Consider the following 18,252-nt stretch of genomic DNA (forward strand, 5'->3'; position numbering starts at 1 on the left):
ATTTTATAATTTTAAAAGTGCTGACTTCTTACGGTCATCAAAATATTTGGAAATTTCTTCTAAACTCTTAGCATTAAAGGTCTCCTTAGCCGTTAAACCTGCTTTTCTACCAATACAGAGCCCATAATACATATCGTGATAGCCATTTGTTTCGTGAGCGTCAGGATTAATTGAAATCTCGACACCTTTATCTAAGGCATATCTAACATATCGCCAATCTAAATCCAGACGCCAGGGGTGTGCATTAATTTCTATCACTACTCCATATTCAGCACATGCGTCTATTACTGCTCTATGATTTACCGGATAACCTTTTCTTTGAAGTAATAACCTTCCAGTTGGATGACCTAAAATAGTTGTAAAAGGATTAGCTATTGCATTTATCAATCTGTTGGTCGCAGTCTTTTCATCCATACTTAAGGGGGAATGAATAGAAGAAACTACAAAATCAAAACTTTGAAGGACTTCATCAGCATAATCCAAAGAACCATCATTTAAGATGTCTGATTCAATTCCTTTAAAGATTTTAAAAGGCGCAAGCTTTTCATTAAGTTCCTCAATTTCCTCTTGCTGTTTTATGACTCTAAATTCTTGCAACCCATTGGCATAAGAAGCAGTCTTGCTGTGGTCACTAATTCCTAAATATTCATATCCTAAATCCTTACAATATTGAGCCATTTCCTGCAAAGAATTTTTGCCATCGCTATAAGTACTATGATTATGCAAAATTCCTTTTAAGTCACTCATTTCAACTAACTCAGGAATTTTCTTTTCTTTTGCCCATTCTAATTCCCACATGCCCTCTCTTAATTCTGGAAAGATAAACGGGAAGTCGACTGCCTTGTAAATCTCTTCTTCTGAAGCATATTGTTTTTCCTTCAAAATATGATTCAATGATTTTCCATTTCCCAATTCCGCATTCAAATGTTTTGGATGAGCAGTTGTCCTAAATAAATCATTTACAAAGTGCTCTTGAGAGGTAAAAATAAGGTTAACCTCAGCCTTAGCAGGCTTATAAGTAAATTTTATGCTTAAGGGGCCGGAATTTTTCTTGTCTAGCTCAAAGTCTTCCCCTTTAGAAATAAACTGGATGATCTTCGCTTTTTGTTCAGCTACTACTAAGATTTCCAATGGCTTTATGACTTCCATTTTCCTTCTTAAATCTGAAGTAACGGATGCTTCAGCTACTCCATCTAAACCCTTTAAACTTTCTATAAGGTTTTGCGCCACTTGCAAAGCTTCACGGTAATGAATATACCCTCTCCAACTCAATTTAAACTCTACTGCTTCTTGCAGCTTAACTTCAGTCTTTTTGCCAAATCCTTTTAATGCTGCAATTTTATTTTCCTGGCAAGCAATTAATAAATCTTCAAGATTATCGATTTCCAATTCCTCCCAAATCAGCTTTATTTTCTTAGGTCCAAATCCGCTCAGCTGCATCATCTCCAAAATCCCATTTGGCGTTTTAGCGCTTAAATCATCAAAAAGCTCGAAAGAACCTTGCTCATTAATGTCATAAATCGACTGAGCTAAACTTTTGCCAACACCCTCAATTTCTTGAAGTTCAACAATATCCATCACTGCAAGACTTTGGTTATGCCTTTCCAAACTATTGATAGCAGACTGGTAGCTTTTAACTTTAAAATCATTCTCGCCATGCAACTCCAAAAGTTTGGCAGTATTTTTCAAAATTTTTATTATTTGTTTATTTTCCAAAGCTTCTTGATTTTTTGTAAAATTAAAGGATATATTGAGAAGGAGAATGGATAGATTCCCTATTTTTTGTTTTTAACAAAACAATAGAACATATGTTAGCAATGAAAATCTAATATTATTAACTTTTTCTATGAAATTTAAATTTATACTACCCCTAATTTTAATTCTGAATGGCTTTTCAGTATATGGCCAAATATCACAGCCTTTAAGATATGAAATTGAAATAGATAATTTTAATGATGAATATTATATCATTTCGGCAAAAGAGGATGGCTTATTCCTATTCAAAGAAATGGACGAAAAAACAGAAAATAATGAATCTATCTGGGAAATAATTAGACTAGACACAAGTCTCCAAGTAATCAATAAAAGCGAAGTTATAATTGATAAACGATTCTCCTTAAAAGGTTATAGCTATGACAATGAGAAATTCGTGATGCTTTTTCAAGAAGGGTATGAATATGCAGAAGACATGCTATTCCTCACTTTTTCAGTTAACAGTGATACCTTCAAGTCCTATGTTTACGAAAATGTAGTCCCTATTAACCTAACCGAGTTTGAAGTGAAAAACGATGCAGTTGTTTTCGGTGGAAATGTCAATATGAGAACTGTTGTTATGATGTACAACTTTACTGCCAAGAGAGGAGTTGTCTTGCCTGGTTTCTATAATGATCGGAGTAAATTACTGCAAATCGTGACTAAAACTGAGGATGATTGGGTCAGAATCATCACTTCTGATCGCCTTCCTGATAAACGCTATGGAATAACGGTAAGAGCCTTCAGCACTATGGGAGAATCAATTTTTACTGAGTCTTTAGAAGCAAATGAAGGCTTAAGTTTAACGGATGGACGAGTGATTAACAGCAGTGAGGGAGGAAATTTACTTGCAGGAACATACTCAATTAAAAGAAGAACCGAGACTTCCAGAGGTATCTACGTTGCCGATATAGAAAGACAAAGCCAAGATAAAATCAGATACTACAACTACGCAAATCTGGAAAATTTTTTCAATTACATGAGGGAGGGGCGCAAAAACAGAGTAATGAAGCGAATTGCAAGAAAAAAAGTAAAGGGAAAAAGGCTTAAGTTTAGCTACAGATTATTTGTCCAAGATATAGTGAAGCAGGGGGATCAAAACATTTTGATTGGAGAAGCTTACTTCCCAACTTATACAAACCGCACCAGTGGTTATGGCTATTCTTCTTATACATATGATGCAGTTTTCAATAATATGTCTACTCAAAGATTTGACGGCTATAAATATACACATGCGGTGATCATTGCTTTTGATGATGACGGCAAATTACTATGGGATAATAGCTTTGAAATCAACGACTTAAAAAGTTTTCAATTGGAAGAACATGTCCATCTAGCTTTTCTTGAAAACGAAATTGTAATGCTTTACCTCTTTAATCAAGAACTTAAAATTAAAGTCATAAAGGGACGTGAAATTATTGAAGGTAAGTTTACAGAAAGCTTGAAACTAATGCATGAAAGTGACGAAATGAAAAGTAACAATGAGGAACTAGAAGGCCTCAAACAATGGTATGGAAATAATTTTTATGCATTTGGTGTAAATAGAGTGAAAAACCTTAAAGACGAAAATATAAAATTGAATAGAAAAGTATTTTTTATCAATAAAATCGTGGTCGAATAATTCCCCAGTTTACTATCTTTGCGACAGCGCCATGGAAAAACGTCTGATTTTAGATACCGATCTAGTTCAAATTACCATTAATAGGTTAGTGGAAGAGTTAATTGAAAATCACAAAGATTTTCAAGAGACTGTCTTAATAGGACTTCAACCTAGGGGTATTTTTTTAGCTCAAAGAATTCAGACGAGATTAAATCAACGGCTTAATAAAGATCTTCCGTTAGGATTGTTAGACACCACCTTCTATCGTGATGATTTTAGGAGAAGAGACACTCCTCTTAAAGCAAATGCAACAAAAATACCCTTCATTATAGAGGACAAAAAGGTGGTCTTAATTGATGACGTGCTTTTTACGGGACGTACAGTCCGAGCCGCTTTAGATGCTATGATTGCTTTTGGAAGACCAAAATTAGTTGAGCTTCTTACATTCATTGATCGAAAATACACAAGAGACTTACCGATTCAACCTGACTACGTAGGAAGAAGAGTGAATACTATTAAAACTCAAAGGGTTTTAGTTGAATGGACAGACCAAGGCGCTGAAAATGATAAAATCTGGTTAGTGACAAACGAAGAAAAATGACAAATTTAAGTGTAAAGCATTTATTGGGTATCAAAGACTTAACTGCAGATGATATTCAATTGATTTTTCAAACTGCCGACCATTTCAAAGAAGTTATAAATCGACCCATTAAGAAAGTCCCCTCCCTTCGAGATATCACCATTGCAAATATATTTTTTGAAAACTCTACTCGAACTAAACTATCCTTCGAACTAGCGGAAAAGCGACTATCTGCTGATGTAGTTAATTTTTCATCTTCAAATAGCTCCGTAAAGAAAGGCGAAACGCTATTAGATACTGTCAACAATATTCTATCAATGAAAGTAGATATGGTCGTAATGAGGCATTCAAGTGCCGGTGCTGCTCACTTTCTATCAAGACATATTGAAGCCAATATAGTTAATGCAGGTGACGGAACTCACGAACATCCTACGCAGGCATTACTGGATACTTATTCAATACGTGAGCAAATTCAAGATCTGAAAGGGAAGAAAGTTGCAATCATTGGAGACATATTACACTCAAGAGTCGCATTGTCAAACATTTACGCATTGAAAAAGCTAGGCGCTGAGGTATTAGTTTGTGGACCTGCAACCCTCCTGCCAAAATATATTTCTGAGTTGGGAGTTGCTGTTAGTTGGGACGTAAAGGAAGCTTTGGAGTGGTGTGATGTTGCCAACATTCTTCGAATTCAATTAGAAAGACAGCAACTCAAATATTTTCCATCATTAAGAGAATATTCACTCTACTATGGAGTAAATAAAAAATTACTAGATAGCATAGGAAAAGAAATAATCGTCATGCATCCGGGTCCGATCAATCGAGGAGTAGAAATTAGTAGTGACGTGGCTGATTCCAAACAGTCCATTATTTTGAATCAAGTGGAAAATGGTGTTGCTATTAGGATGGCTGTTCTTTACTTATTGGCACAAAAAAGGCAGAATTAAGATTCTGCCTGTAATATAAATTCTGTTAACTCTTGATTTGCGTTAGGACCAAATCCATCTGCGATTGTCCCCTTCTTGCCATCTGAAGTGCTAATCTGGTAAAGTATCGATAAATCATCAGGATTAGATTTGCCCTCAAACCTATATTCCTTCACTTCTTTGATATCTTTTATATCAAAAGAATCATCTTCGGTCTTCAATTTACCCTCTTCAAAGAAAAAATTTTCAGTATAACCTTCAATTTTCAATTCTTCTATCTTTTGAGCTACTGTTTTCATTGCGTCCATAAACTTACTTTTGATTTACTTTAAGTTACGGATTCGAACAAAGATTGTTAAGCAAGATTAATCTTCGATAGCTTCAAAATAATTTATTAGAGGAAATTGACCTGATGAATTCATAGTATCAATAGCATACCCTAATTCGCCATCATTGGTCATGAAAGTAATTACAGCAGAACCTTTGTCCTCATATAAATACTCGGCTTCTACAGAAACCTGCTCAGCAACATAATGCTTTTCGATCTGATGGTCTTCTTCTTCTTTTCTAAGTACAAGTTCTCCATTCTCAAACTGAAAATTGTTGTTGTATCCGTATTCAGATATCTCGTTAATTTTAAATTGAATTTGTGGGTTAAGGTTTTGCATAGCTTTAATTTTTAATTACAATACAAATAACGCCACAAGTATAGACACTGTTCTTCCTAAAAGATTATGAATATTACATACGTCACATTTCAATGCTGATTTTAAATAACTAACTTTGCAAAAAAAGAAAACTCAAAGAATAATGTACTACAACTCTATAATAGAGACCATTGGAAATACTCCTTTGGTGAAATTAAACAAGGTTAACAAAGGGATTCCAGGAACCATCTTGGTAAAAGTTGAATATTTCAATCCAGGAAACTCCATGAAAGACCGCATGGCAATTAAAATGATTGAAGATGCGGAAAAAGAAGGAACACTTAAGCCAGGAGGAACCATAGTTGAAGGAACTTCTGGCAATACAGGGATGGGTTTGGCATTAGCCGGTATTGCTAAAGGATACAAATGTGTCTTTACTCTTGCTGACAAACAGTCTAAAGAGAAAATGGATATTTTGCGTGCGGTAGGCGCAGAGGTAATCGTTTGCCCAACAAATGTGAGCCCAGATGATCCTCGCTCTTATTATTCAGTTGCAAAAAAGATACATGAAGAAACACCTAATTCCATCTATCCTAATCAATACGATAATATGTCTAACTCAAGGGCGCATTACGAAACGACAGGTCCAGAAATTTGGGAACAAACTGAGGGTAAAATAACCCACTGGGCAGCAGGAGTTGGAACAGGAGGATCAATGTGCGGAACATCTAGGTATTTGAAAGAACAAAATCATGAAATTGTAAGTGTAGGAATTGATTCCTACGGTTCTGTATTCAAAAAATACAAAGAGACAGGCAAATTTGATGAGAAAGAGATTTACCCTTATTTGACAGAAGGGATTGGAGAAGATATTTTACCAAAAAATGTTGATTTCGCCATGATCGATCATTTTGTGAAAGTTACGGACAAGGATGGTGCTATCATGACGCGAAGATTGGCTAGAGAAGAAGGCTTGTTCTGTGGATGGTCTTGTGGCTCAGCTGTGCATGGCGCACTAGAGTATGCCGAAGAACATCTAAAAGAAGATGATGTGATGGTGATCATTTTACCAGATCACGGTACTCGCTATTTAGGTAAAATTTATAATGATGATTGGATGCGCGATCATGGTTTTCTAGAGAATAACGATTATGCAACTGCGAAAAATATTGTAAAGAAAAGAGGTCATAATTACAAGTTGATCAGCATCGAAAGTGATCAAAAAATTGGTGAAGTAGTGAAACTGCTAGATGAATTATCCATTTCTCAATTGCCGGTTACTACTGCAGGAGAATTTGTGGGAAGTATTTCTGATACTCAACTACTAAATAAGCTAGTAGAGAACCCAGAATTAAAAGGGAAGCCAATTTCTGACATAATGGATGATCCATTCAAATTCATTGCATTGAATACAACTGTGGATACAATTTCATCTATGATGAATCACGGGGACAAAGCTCTAATGGTCTTAGATGATAATAATGAAGCACACATCATCACTAAACAAGATTTGCTTATGGCATTTGCTGATTAAGGATAACATTTTTTAAATAAAAAAAGGCTGTTAAATCTAATTTCACAGCCTTTTTTGTGCGCACGAGAAGATTCGAACTTCCACGGGCTTGCGCCCACCACCCCCTCAAGGTGGCGTGTCTACCAATTTCACCACGTGCGCATATCACCTGACAAATATACATCCTAAAACTAAAAAACCTATCCATTTTGCAACAGACAGGTTCTTTAAAGTGACTCGCTTGGGGTTCGAACCCAAGACCCTATCCTTAAAAGGGATATGCTCTACCAGCTGAGCTAGCGAGTCAAAATTTTTTAAGAAAAAAAATGCTCTAATTCAATCAATCAGAGCTTCTAAAACTAGATTTTTGCCAAACTGTTTTGGAAGAACGGCAAAATTCACAAGAATTAAAAAAATTAATTCCTGTGCAATGTGACTCGCTTGGGGTTCGAACCCAAGACCCTATCCTTAAAAGGGATATGCTCTACCAGCTGAGCTAGCGAGTCAATAAAAAAATATCTCTTAACTAAATCTCTTAATTAGTCAACTCAATAGTATTGAGTTCCGAGCGTTTTTATTGCTTTTAAGGTGTCGTTTTCCTTAATTGCGTTGCAAAGGTAAGTACTAATTAATAAAATGCAAATGCTAAAGTTCAAATTTCTGTTTTCATCCATTACTCTTCTTCTCTTGATCACAACAGTCGGACATACGCAGTCCCTTGAAAAGGAATTAGTTAAGGCTGATTCTTTGTATGAAAAAAAGCAGTATATAAGTGCAATAAAAATTTATGAAAAAATCTATAATGCAGGAAATACAAGCCCAGCTATGCTGTTAAAGCTAGCTAGGATTGAAGAAGGTATGGGGAATGATGGTAAATCTATTTATTATCTTGAAAATTATTATCAAATCACTAAAGACGAAAAAGTCATTGATTATTTAAAAAAGACTTCAGAGAATAAAAATACAGTAGGTTTTGATTATGGACTTACATATAAAGCTGATTTATTTTATAAAGATTGGAAAATCCATTTTCAATCATTTTTCTCAATAATCATCATCTTTGGATTAGGCATGATGATTAAAAATAGAGACTCGACTCATAAAAAGAGGAATTATTTTGTGCTCGCCTCTCTACCCCTCTTAGTGTTGGGTTTTCTTAACAACTATGAGGGAAAATCGGAAGCCATTATCACTGAGACTCCTAGTTATTTGTTAGAAGGCCCATCCTCAGGTGCTAATTTAGTAGATAAAGTAACTGTGCCAGCCAAAATTCAAGTGAATCAAGAAGTTGATGTTTGGAGCAAAATAACTTTTGAAAATAAAAAAGCTTATATCAAGACATCACAAATTAAAAAACTTTAAGCACTAGACTTCTATATTTTTCACAATTGATTTCTAGAATAAACATCAATGTAGGTGGTCCATGTTAAGAAACAAATTTTAAAAAAGTTTACTGAAACTTTATACTTTCCTAATTGATTTCCTCAATTTTCTACCCTCTTCTTTTAAAAGTGTCTATCTTAAAAATTCCCAACAATCTCCTCAGAAAAAATTGCACGTATGCGGGCGTCACTACAATTAGTAAATATTAATTGATCTAGGAAATCTACATAAATTATACTCCTTGAGAACTATTTATTCTGCAATCTGGCTTTTCGCTTCAAGAATAATAGGCTAATTTTGCGGGCTATGGGAAGAAAACCGCATCCAATTATAGAGGAGTTAGAGATTGAAAAAATTGCCTCTGAGGGCAAAGCCTTAGGCTACTATAAAGACAAGGTCGTTTTTGTTGCAGGAACTGCACCCGGTGATATCATTGATGTTAGAGTGCATAAGAAAAAGAAAAGCTTTCTAGAAGGAAGCGCAATTAAATTTCATAAGAAGTCAGACTTAAGAGTAGACCCATTCTGCAGTCACTATGGAGTTTGCGGGGGTTGCAAATGGCAACATTTGAGCTATGATGATCAATTAGGATTCAAAAGCCAGCAAGTAAAAGATTCCCTAGAGCGAATCGCTAAAGTTGAATTACCCGAAATCAACGCCATTCTGGGTTCTCAAAACACAACTTTCTATAGAAATAAAATGGAGTATACATTCTCCAACAATAGATGGCTAACAACTGAGGAAATAGCTTCTGGTGAAGAATTTGAAAATGATGCACTGGGTTTTCATATCCCTAAGAGATTTGATAAAATAGTTCAAATTGAAAAATGCTATTTACAAGCTGATCCTTCAAATGCTATTCGCAATTCCGTTGACCGATTTGCAAAAGATCATCATATCACATATTTCAATTTAATTAAGCAGGTTGGCTTTTTAAGAAACTTAATTATCAGAACCACTTCTACTGGTCAGACCATGGTTATCTTGCAAGTTGCTGAAGAAAATGAAAAATGGCTGAATATGATGCTTAATCATATTAAAGAAAGTTTTCCCGAAATCACTTCGCTACTGTATATTTTAAATCAAAAGGGCAATGAAACATTTCATGACTTGGATGTAGAAGTTTTTTACGGAAAAGATCACATTTTAGAAGAAATGGAAGGCTTGGAGTTTAAAATTGGTCCCAAATCCTTCTACCAAACCAATTCAGATCAAGCGTATGAATTGTACAAAGTAGCTAGAAGTTTTGCTGATTTAAGTGGAGAGGAAATTGTCTACGATCTGTACACTGGAACCGGGACCATAGCTAACTTCATAGCCAAGAGCGCAAAAAAAGTTATTGGTGTGGAATATGTACCTGAAGCCATTGAAGATGCGAAAGTAAATTCGCAGTTGAACCATATTACCAATACCGAATTTTTTGCAGGAGATATGAAAGATATCTTCAATGGCGAATTTTTAGCTCAGCATGGAAAAGCAGATGTGATTATAACTGATCCACCAAGAGCAGGAATGCATCCAGATGTTATTAATACGCTGTTGAATATTGGGGCGAAAAAGATAGTTTATGTGAGTTGTAATCCTGCCACTCAAGCACGAGATCTAGCGCTATTAGATGAAAAATATAAAGTAAGTGCGATACAGCCGGTAGATATGTTTCCGCAAACACATCATGTGGAGAATGTTGTATTACTGGAATTAAAATAATTAATCAGACTTAGGGCGGTAGATTTCAAATTCTACCCTCCTATTTAACCTTCTATCATCATCTGTTTCTTCATCTTGCACCACAGGCCTACTGTTTCCATAACCTTCTGCCACTACCCTATCTTCTTCTATAGGATGAAGAATAATGATATAATCTCTGATCGCATCTGCACGTTCTTGGGAAAGTGATTTATTTCGCAATTCATCACCTGAAGAATCCGTGTGCCCTGATATTTTCAATTTAAATTCTGGATAATCAAGTAAAAAATCAACCACCTTATCCAAATCACTATACATGTCAGGTCGTAACTTAGCAGAGTTCTTTTCAAATTCAATTGATTTAAATCTAATTTTACTAGATATTGGATCAATATTTCTATTCATAACAGTGTCACCTGACAGAAAAAACATCTCCTCAATTCTGAAAAGTTTATCAGATTGCACTACCATGACGTAGTTAGCGTTATTTATCAAATTGAATTCAAAACTTCCGTCTTCTCTTGTGAATTTTGGTGCTATCTCAATACCATTTTCTATATCTACAATAGAAACAATCCCCCTGAAAGGTTGACCTTGTACTGTATCGGTAACTATACCAGAAACCTTGGTGTCTGCTCCTGGCATAGCTTCCATCGGCAATGGAAATGAAAACAAGTCCAAATTACGGCTTCTCATGGAAGATGAGCCCGCGTAAAATAAGTCCTCTGACTCAGAATCTATCGTAAAGTAATACTCATCCCCTTCAGTATTGATTAAAGGTCCAATATTTTTAGGTTCATCCCAGAGAAAAGATTTCGCATTAGATTTGTAGATATCAAAGCCTCCAAAATTCAGTAAATGTCCGTTAGAACTGAAATATAAAATATTATAACGTGGATGTATAAAAGGGCTTACTTCATTACCTCTGGTATTCACAATTGGTCCCAAATTTTTCGCAGTTGTCCAATTATTGTCTTCGCCCCTTACTGAAAAATAGATGTCTGCTAATCCAAATCCTCCAATTCGGTCAGAAGCATAAAAAAGGGTGTCTCCTGTCACAGAAAGAGTTGGGTGGGAATCCCAAGCTTTGGAATTTAAGTTGGCTCCCAAATTAACAGCTTTCGTCCAGACGCTATCTTCATTAAGATGGGTTTCATATAAATCACAATTACCAAAACCATCTGGCGCACCACATCTAGCAAAAATAATTTGATCACCTTCAGCATTTAAAGTAGCAGACCCTTCATTGTATCGACTATTGATATCTCTCAACTGAATTGCATCTTGCCACATTCCATCTACCTGCTTAGCAATATACAAATCCTCATTCGAATTACTCGATAATAAACTACCACTTAAGCTTCTTTTGGAAGTAAAAATCATAGTCTTGTTATCTAAAGTTAAGGCTGGTGCATAGTCCTCCATATTAGAATTAATTTGCTTTCCCATACTCAAAAGAACACCTCGAGGGGGAACTAACGTATCAATAGATTTTCTAAAATCAACTAGTTCATAGTAGTAGTCAATGGGGACGTAATCATCTGTCTGCTCCAATTTCACAGAATCTAGAAAAATCTCCATTTGCCTTAAATCTATTTTGCTTTGATGATGTTTTAGGGCAAGTCTGTATAAACTCTTTGATTTTTCAAAATCACCGTACAGCTCTTCCATTTTAGCTAATTGCCAAATCAATCGTGTATCTTTATAGAAATTTTCCGTGGCAAACTGTTTCACATAGTTCTCTAATAAGTCTTTAAATCGCTCCCAATTTTTAGCTTGCTGCGCTTTGCTTATTTTATTGAGAGCATTTTCGTCTTCATAAAAATTAATTTGATTTACATTCGGGAAATAGAAAGGAAATAATTCGTCTACTTCCTTCTTAGAAAAATCTAATTGAGGATTATTTTGAGCATCTAGATCTAGAGAAAAACTCAGGCTCACTATAATTAAAAAGAACAAATTAAAAGGGTGCTTCAAGACAATTTGATAGTTTTACGGTAAATATGTCAGTATATTAAACTTTAATATCCGAAAAATGTCGGGTTTCCGTTTAATTTAATTCCAAAATTAGAAAATATTTTATTGGCATAACAATTGAATTAGGAAAGCTCTTGATTTAAACGAATAAAAAAGAGATTTCAAATGCCATAATGGCTGAAATAGTAAAAATATATATGGATTCAATATTTAAGCATCAACAGGTTTTTTCAGATATTAATGACGATGAAACAGGTGAGTTAATACAACTGATATCTACCGATGAGGAAAATAGTATGCGAGAGGAAGAATTACCTGATCAACTTCCGATCTTACCCATACGGAACACTGTACTTTTCCCAGGAGTAGTAATCCCTATTACAGTAGGGCGTCAAAAATCGATTAAACTTGTTAAAAAAGCATATAAGGGCGATAGAATAATTGGTGTTGTAGCGCAATCCAACAGTAAGGTTGAAGATCCCGGAAAAGATGATATTTACAGCGTAGGAACTGTTGCTCGTATTCTAAAAATGATTGTTTTACCAGATGGAAATACTACAATCATTATTCAGGGTAAGCAAAAGTTTCAAGTAAATGAAATTGTTCAAGAAGATCCTTTCCTGATTTCTACCTACAAAGAGTTGGATGACGAAGAGTTAGATCCAAAATTAAAATCGAATAAAGCTGTTATTCAATCCTTAAAAGATGCTGCCAGTAAAATTTTAAAATTAAATCCTGAGATTCCACAAGAGGCTCAGGTGGCTTTGGACAATATCGAAAACCCTAATTTCTTAACACATTTCCTTTCTTCTAATATTAATTCCGAAGTAGCAGATAAGCAAAAACTCTTAGAAAAAACGAATGCCAAAGAGCGTGCAACGCTATTATTGGAGTTCATGCTCAAGGATATCCAAATGCTGGAATTAAAGAATGAAATTCACAAAAAGGTTCATACTGATATCGATCAGCAGCAGAGAGATTACTTTTTAAGACAACAAATTAGAGTTTTGCAAGATGAATTAGGCCAAGACAGCCCAGATCAAGAATTAGATAACTTGAGACTAAAGGCTCAAGAGAAGAATTGGTCGGAGACTGTGCAAAAACATTTTAATAAAGAAATTGATAAGCTTTCTCGTATCAATCCACAAGCAGCAGAATATCCGGTTGCCATGAATTATGTGGAATTACTATTAGAATTACCTTGGGGTGAATTGACTAAGGATAATTTTGATTTGAAAAGAGCCAAGAAAATTTTAGACCGAGATCATTATGGGCTAGAAAAAGTAAAAGAACGAATTATAGAGTACCTAGCAGTATTAAAGCTAAAGCAGGATATGAAAGCCCCGATTCTATGTCTTTACGGACCTCCGGGAGTTGGTAAAACTTCATTGGGTAAGTCGATATCTGATGCACTAGGCAGAAAATATGTTCGGATGTCATTGGGTGGAGTTCATGATGAAGCGGAGATACGAGGACATAGAAAAACCTATGTAGGTGCTATGCCAGGGAAAATTGTGCAGAACATGAAAAAAGCGGGCAAATCAAACCCTGTTTATATTTTAGATGAAATAGATAAAGTCAATTCTGATTTCAGAGGGGATCCTTCTTCTGCTTTGCTTGAAGTTTTAGACCCAGAGCAAAATGAAACCTTCCAAGATAATTACTTAGAAGTTGAATATGACTTATCAAATGTACTTTTCATAGCAACCGCCAACTCATTAGACACCATTCATCCTGCCTTAAGAGACAGAATGGAAGTGATTGAAGTAACCGGCTATACACTAGAGGAGAAAGTAGAGATCGCCAGAAAGCATCTTATACCCAAACAGAAAAAAGAGCATGGTTTAAAAACTAAAGATGTAGCAATTAGTAAAAAAGCTGTTGCTAAAATAATTGAAGACTACACACGCGAGTCAGGTGTTAGAGGTCTAGAAAGAACTATTGGTAAAATTGTTCGAAATATTGCCAAATCCATTGCGATGGAAGAAGAGTTTAACAATAAGATTGAACCCGAAGATGTTGTAAGAATATTAGGCGCAGAAGTTTTTGAAAAGGAAGTCTATCAAGATAATGAGACCGCTGGTTTAGTAACGGGCTTAGCCTGGACTTCAGTTGGTGGAGAAATCTTATTTATTGAATCTAGTTTAAGTAGAGGAAAAGGAAAGCTGACCCTTTCTGGTCAGTTAGGAGATGTCATGAAAGAATCGGCAATGACTGCACTCTCCTACTTACGTTCTCATGCTGGTGAATTAGGCATCCATCACAAGATATTTGACCACTATGACCTGCATATCCACGTCCCAGCTGGTGCAGTGCCAAAAGATGGACCATCAGCAGGTATAGCCATGATCACTTCTTTGGCTTCGATTTTCACGCAAAGAAAAGTAAAATCGAAATTGGCCATGACAGGTGAAATCACTTTACGTGGTAAAGTATTACCAATTGGTGGATTGAAGGAAAAGATTCTTGCCGCAAGAAGAGCAGGTATAAAAGATGTAATCCTATGTCAAAGAAATAGAAAAGACATAGATGAAATCGATTCAAGGTATATTAAAGGCTTGAATATTCACTTCGTTGATCAAGTGAGTGAAGTCCTGGAAATCGCTTTACTAAAAGAAAAAATCAAGAATCCGATAGATTTTGTGATTCCTGAAGATGATAATAAGAAAACTGTCTCGGCCACGATTGTATGATATGGAAAAAGGTCATAGCAAACCTTATTCTACTTTGTTTGACAATTGCCACGGCATATGGTCAAATAGGAGGATTGCGTGCCTTTTCTTTTCTGGAAACTCCTAATCACGCAAGAATTGCAGGATTAGGAACAGTAAATGTGAGTTCAAATGCAGGAGATGTCAATATGACTTGGCAAAATCCCGCTTTGTTGAATTCCGATATGAATGGACAAATATCATTCAGTTTGAACCCATATTTTGCTGACATTTACAATAGTCAGATTACTTATGCCCATGATTTTGACAGACTAGGCATAGTGAGCTTTGGTCTAATCTACGCGCATTATGGACAATTTGAGGGGTTTGACAAAACAGGTGGTAAGACAGAAAATTTCAGTGCATCTGATTATGCATTTCAAGTTAGCCATTCAAGAGAAGATGGGGTGTTTCGTTATGGGGCTAGTTTGAAATTTGTAGCTAGCCAAGTCAGCGGTTTTAATCAATCAGCATTGCTAACTGATTTGGGAGGTGTATTTGTGCATCCAGAAGAGGAACTTAGCTTTGGCTTAGTCATCAAAAACTTAGGCTTTTACACCTCTAAATATGTAGTAGAAGATAGAAGTTTGCCTTTTGATGTACAATTAGGCGGAACATTTAAGCCTCAGTTTATGCCATTCCGTTTCTCCTTATCGGTAAATCGGCTGTATCAATATGATTTAAGTTATTTTGATCAGAGTTTAAACAGTGATGATGATAATGTGGTTTTTAATGATGTGCGTAACAATCCACCCTCGACTTTTGATAAAATATTTCAGCATATAACCATTGGAAGTGAAGTAATTTTGGGGAAAAATGTAAATCTAAGAGCCGGTTATAACCATTTAATCAGACAATCTCTGAAAGCTGAACAAGTAGGAGGAGCAGGTGGTTTTACCTTTGGAGTATATCTCGAAACCAAAAAATTTAATTTGGCTTATTCAAATGCCATTTACCAAGCGGGAGGTTTTGCTCATTTTATAACGCTAGGAACTAATTTGAAAGAATTTGTAAAGAAGAAAAAATCATGAACAATAACTTATTTTTGACACCGAAGGAAATCGTTGCAGAACTTGATAAATATATAATAGGACAGAATGATGCTAAACGCAATGTTGCTATTGCCTTGCGTAATCGATGGAGAAGGATGAATACCCCCATGGACATTCAGGGTGAAATAGTACCTAATAATATATTAATGATTGGAGCAACGGGTGTAGGTAAAACTGAAATTGCGAGACGATTGGCAAAAATAGCAGATGCACCATTTACGAAAGTGGAAGCTTCTAAATTTACAGAAGTGGGATATGTCGGACGAGATGTAGAAAGCATGGTGCGTGACTTGGTAGAGCAATCCGTGAACTTGGTGAAAGCTGCCAAAAAAGAAGAGGTAAAAGAAAAAGCCACGCAAGCGGTTGAAGATGTGATTTTAGATGCTTTGATCCCACCCATGAAATCAACAAATCAACGACCTATTAGCACCACAGCAGAAAATCAGGTGCCAGATAATGATTACGAATTAAATCAAAAAACTCGCGAACGTTTCAGACAAAAGCTCCGCAATGGCGAATTAGAAGATCGTAAAATTGACATCAATGTAAAAACTCCAGCCAACAATGGAATGGGTATGGTTGGTGGAGGTATGATGGATGAAGCCTCCATGATTAATCTTCAGGATATGCTCAGCAACATGATGCCGAAAAAAAATAAGAAGCGTAAAGTCACTATCGAAGAAGCTAGAAAGATCTTAATTGAAGAAGAGGTTTCTAAATTAATCGATATGGATGAAGTGAAAGAAGAAGCTATCAAAAAAGCTGAAAACACGGGCATGATTTTCATTGATGAGATTGATAAAATTGCAAAAGGTAGTGGAAATTCAAGCGGTGGAGATGTGAGCAGAGAGGGAGTTCAAAGAGACCTTTTACCAATTGTGGAAGGCAGTGCTGTGAATACTAAATATGGTTTGATCCATACTGACCACATCCTATTTGTGGCGGCTGGAGCTTTTCATGTGAGTAAGCCATCTGATTTAATCCCAGAGTTGCAAGGTCGTTTTCCAATTAGAGTGGAATTAGACAGTTTGACAAAAGACGATTTCTTGAGGATACTAAAAGAGCCGAAGAATGCTTTAACTAAACAATACATTGCATTACTAAAAGCAGAAGAAGTTGAGTTGCTTTTTGATGATGACGCATTAGAAGATTTAGCTGAAATTGCTTTTCAGGTGAATTCGGAAGTGGAAAATATTGGTGCAAGAAGATTGCAAACCGTCATGAGCAGATTATTGAATGAGTTATTATTCGATATCCCTGATAAAATAGGTGCCAACGCCAAAGTAGTGATTACTAAGCAAATGGTAGGAGAAAAATTAGATGGATTAGTGAAGGATAAGGACTTGAGTCAGTATATACTGTAATCTCCTTTTCGTTTGTAATTGAAGCCCGAAATTCTGATTTGAATTTCGGGCTTTTTTATGCCAAAAAAACTAAACTTAAATTCTTTTCAATCGATTAATCAAATATCAATATTACCTAAACTATGAAAAAATCATTATTCATCATCACTGGAGCTAGCAAAGGAATAGGCAAAGGATTAGCAGAAAAAGCACTGAAAAGAGGTGCTGAAGTACGGGGAATAAATCGAACTCATTCTATTCAGCATGAGAATTATAAAGCTTTGACTTATGATTTATCAGATATTCCTAAGCTCACAAAATCATTACCAGAACTATTTTCAGATGCACAAAAATTTGAAGAAGTGGTTTTAATTAATAATGCAGGAACATTGGGTGAGATCGGGCATTTGGGAGCTATTGAAAATGATAGCATCCCGCATTTATTTGATTTGAACGTAAGTGCTCCTCTCCTACTGATGAATCAGTTCATGAAAGATTTTAAGGATTTTTCTGGTGAAAAAATCATCATTAATATAAGTTCAGGTGCAGGGAAAAATGCCGTTGATGGCTGGTCTGGCTACTGCGCATCAAAAGCAGCCTTAGATATGGCTACAAAAGTTGCAGCGAAAGAAGTTGATATGGATCAAACAGGTTTTGTCATTAAAGCCATTGCTCCTGGCGTGGTAGACACCGAAATGCAAACTCAAATTCGCAGTACAGATGAAAAATCATTCAGCGGGGTGGATAAATTTAAGAATTTAAAAGCTGACAATCAATTGAGCAGTGAAGCTGAGGTTGCAGAAAAATACTTCCATTTCATCGATAACCTTGAGCAGTACCCTGATGTGATTTTGGATGTTAGGGATGTTTGAAAAAAGAGGTAGTTCAATTCATTTTTCTGCCCCATTTAGAAAAAACACTTACTTTTTTTGAAAAATCATGAAATTGTGAAAAATCGACCACGATCAAGTTATCCGATATCTCAAGTTGAGGTTGAACGGATTTTGTTTTCTGTGAAGCTATTTCCACCCGTAACTACTAGTTTTCATCAAAAAACCCCTGCTATTTCAGTCAAAAAGCTT

Annotated in this window: 14 protein-coding genes and 3 tRNA genes; 10 read left to right on the forward strand and 7 right to left on the reverse strand. The window is 35.6% G+C overall.

Features of this window, described 5'->3' with window-relative positions; genetic code table 11:
- Positions 1–3: 3 nt before the first annotated feature.
- Positions 4–1,716 carry a DNA polymerase/3'-5' exonuclease PolX gene (gene polX / locus B9Y84_RS04665; RefSeq protein WP_085515911.1) on the reverse strand — a complete coding sequence of 571 codons (1,713 nt, stop codon included), beginning with the start codon at positions 1,714–1,716 and terminating at the stop codon, positions 4–6.
- A 130-nt stretch (positions 1,717–1,846) separates the two neighbouring features.
- Here polX and B9Y84_RS04670 point away from each other — a divergent pair, with 130 nt between their 5' ends.
- From B9Y84_RS04670 to B9Y84_RS04680, 3 genes are read left to right on the forward strand one after another with little or no spacing between them, the layout of a single operon-like run.
- Positions 1,847–3,373, forward strand: coding sequence for a hypothetical protein (locus B9Y84_RS04670; RefSeq protein ID WP_085515912.1), 1,527 nt, complete (start codon positions 1,847–1,849; stop codon positions 3,371–3,373).
- A 31-nt stretch (positions 3,374–3,404) separates the two neighbouring features.
- Positions 3,405–3,953, forward strand: coding sequence for a bifunctional pyr operon transcriptional regulator/uracil phosphoribosyltransferase PyrR (gene pyrR / locus B9Y84_RS04675; protein WP_085515913.1), 549 nt, complete (start codon positions 3,405–3,407; stop codon positions 3,951–3,953).
- Positions 3,950–4,879, forward strand: coding sequence for an aspartate carbamoyltransferase catalytic subunit (locus B9Y84_RS04680; protein WP_085515914.1), 930 nt, complete (start codon positions 3,950–3,952; stop codon positions 4,877–4,879). The genes pyrR and B9Y84_RS04680 overlap by 4 nt, the downstream gene beginning before the upstream one ends.
- Here B9Y84_RS04680 and B9Y84_RS04685 read toward each other — a convergent pair.
- Together B9Y84_RS04685 and B9Y84_RS04690 are read right to left on the reverse strand one after the other, a co-directional pair.
- A complete protein-coding gene (locus B9Y84_RS04685) occupies positions 4,876–5,166 on the reverse strand; it encodes a hypothetical protein (RefSeq protein WP_085515915.1) in 291 nt (96 codons plus the stop codon). The two genes, B9Y84_RS04680 and B9Y84_RS04685, sit on opposite strands and share 4 nt — an antisense overlap.
- A gap of 57 nt (positions 5,167–5,223) precedes the next feature.
- Positions 5,224–5,526 (reverse strand): hypothetical protein, encoded by a 303-nt coding sequence (locus tag B9Y84_RS04690; RefSeq protein ID WP_085515916.1) that lies wholly within the window; start codon positions 5,524–5,526, stop codon positions 5,224–5,226.
- A 142-nt stretch (positions 5,527–5,668) separates the two neighbouring features.
- Here B9Y84_RS04690 and B9Y84_RS04695 point away from each other — a divergent pair, with 142 nt between their 5' ends.
- Positions 5,669–7,039: a cystathionine beta-synthase gene (locus B9Y84_RS04695; RefSeq protein WP_085515917.1), complete on the forward strand. Its 1,371-nt coding sequence runs from the start codon at positions 5,669–5,671 to the stop codon at positions 7,037–7,039.
- A 57-nt stretch (positions 7,040–7,096) separates the two neighbouring features.
- Here B9Y84_RS04695 and B9Y84_RS04700 read toward each other — a convergent pair.
- From B9Y84_RS04700 to B9Y84_RS04710, 3 genes are all read right to left on the reverse strand, one after another.
- Positions 7,097–7,180, reverse strand: a tRNA-Leu gene (locus B9Y84_RS04700).
- 71 nt (positions 7,181–7,251) lie between these two features.
- Positions 7,252–7,324: transfer RNA gene (locus tag B9Y84_RS04705), tRNA-Lys, on the reverse strand.
- A 127-nt stretch (positions 7,325–7,451) separates the two neighbouring features.
- Positions 7,452–7,524 (reverse strand) — tRNA-Lys (locus B9Y84_RS04710).
- Positions 7,525–7,765: 241 nt separating this feature from the next.
- Here B9Y84_RS04710 and B9Y84_RS04715 point away from each other — a divergent pair.
- Together B9Y84_RS04715 and rlmD are read left to right on the forward strand one after the other, a co-directional pair.
- Positions 7,766–8,380, forward strand: coding sequence for an SH3 domain-containing protein (locus B9Y84_RS04715; RefSeq protein ID WP_139827938.1), 615 nt, complete (start codon positions 7,766–7,768; stop codon positions 8,378–8,380).
- 327 nt (positions 8,381–8,707) lie between these two features.
- Positions 8,708–10,108: a 23S rRNA (uracil(1939)-C(5))-methyltransferase RlmD gene (rlmD, locus tag B9Y84_RS04720; RefSeq protein WP_085515919.1), complete on the forward strand. Its 1,401-nt coding sequence runs from the start codon at positions 8,708–8,710 to the stop codon at positions 10,106–10,108.
- On the opposite strand, the gene B9Y84_RS04725 is transcribed toward rlmD, so the two are convergent.
- Complete coding sequence (locus tag B9Y84_RS04725; RefSeq protein WP_245830818.1) at positions 10,109–12,064, reverse strand: OmpA family protein; 1,956 nt, start codon at positions 12,062–12,064, stop codon at positions 10,109–10,111.
- Between the two features lie 197 nt (positions 12,065–12,261).
- Between B9Y84_RS04725 and lon the strand changes: the two genes are divergently transcribed.
- The 4 genes from lon (at position 12,262) to B9Y84_RS04745 (ending at position 18,042) form a co-directional block, all read left to right on the forward strand.
- Entirely contained in the window at positions 12,262–14,757 is a 2,496-nt protein-coding gene (gene lon, locus B9Y84_RS04730) for an endopeptidase La (RefSeq protein WP_085516043.1), read from the forward strand.
- Positions 14,754–15,806 carry a type IX secretion system protein PorQ gene (porQ, locus tag B9Y84_RS04735; RefSeq protein WP_085515921.1) on the forward strand — a complete coding sequence of 351 codons (1,053 nt, stop codon included), beginning with the start codon at positions 14,754–14,756 and terminating at the stop codon, positions 15,804–15,806. Before lon ends, porQ begins: the two co-directional genes overlap by 4 nt.
- Positions 15,803–17,191: an ATP-dependent protease ATPase subunit HslU gene (hslU, locus tag B9Y84_RS04740; protein ID WP_176223716.1), complete on the forward strand. Its 1,389-nt coding sequence runs from the start codon at positions 15,803–15,805 to the stop codon at positions 17,189–17,191. Before porQ ends, hslU begins: the two co-directional genes overlap by 4 nt.
- A 122-nt stretch (positions 17,192–17,313) precedes the next feature.
- Positions 17,314–18,042: an SDR family NAD(P)-dependent oxidoreductase gene (locus tag B9Y84_RS04745; protein WP_085515923.1), complete on the forward strand. Its 729-nt coding sequence runs from the start codon at positions 17,314–17,316 to the stop codon at positions 18,040–18,042.
- Positions 18,043–18,252: the final 210 nt, after the last annotated feature.

The organism is Marivirga sericea (genome assembly GCF_900177665.1).
Classification (GTDB): domain Bacteria; phylum Bacteroidota; class Bacteroidia; order Cytophagales; family Cyclobacteriaceae; genus Marivirga; species Marivirga sericea.

Excerpts from the sequence above, each read along its gene's own strand:
- rlmD (WP_085515919.1), top strand. The coding sequence starts at position 8,708 with ATGGGAAGAAAACCGCATCCAATTATAGAGGAGTTAGAGATTGAAAAA.
- lon (WP_085516043.1), top strand. The coding sequence starts at position 12,262 with ATGGATTCAATATTTAAGCATCAACAGGTTTTTTCAGATATTAATGAC.
- hslU (WP_176223716.1), top strand. The coding sequence starts at position 15,803 with ATGAACAATAACTTATTTTTGACACCGAAGGAAATCGTTGCAGAACTT.
- B9Y84_RS04745 (WP_085515923.1), top strand. The coding sequence starts at position 17,314 with ATGAAAAAATCATTATTCATCATCACTGGAGCTAGCAAAGGAATAGGC.
- porQ (WP_085515921.1), top strand. The coding sequence starts at position 14,754 with ATGATATGGAAAAAGGTCATAGCAAACCTTATTCTACTTTGTTTGACA.
- pyrR (WP_085515913.1), top strand. The coding sequence starts at position 3,405 with ATGGAAAAACGTCTGATTTTAGATACCGATCTAGTTCAAATTACCATT.
- B9Y84_RS04685 (WP_085515915.1), bottom strand. The coding sequence starts at position 5,166 with ATGGACGCAATGAAAACAGTAGCTCAAAAGATAGAAGAATTGAAAATT.
- B9Y84_RS04695 (WP_085515917.1), top strand. The coding sequence starts at position 5,669 with ATGTACTACAACTCTATAATAGAGACCATTGGAAATACTCCTTTGGTG.
- B9Y84_RS04690 (WP_085515916.1), bottom strand. The coding sequence starts at position 5,526 with ATGCAAAACCTTAACCCACAAATTCAATTTAAAATTAACGAGATATCT.
- B9Y84_RS04670 (WP_085515912.1), top strand. The coding sequence starts at position 1,847 with ATGAAATTTAAATTTATACTACCCCTAATTTTAATTCTGAATGGCTTT.
- B9Y84_RS04680 (WP_085515914.1), top strand. The coding sequence starts at position 3,950 with ATGACAAATTTAAGTGTAAAGCATTTATTGGGTATCAAAGACTTAACT.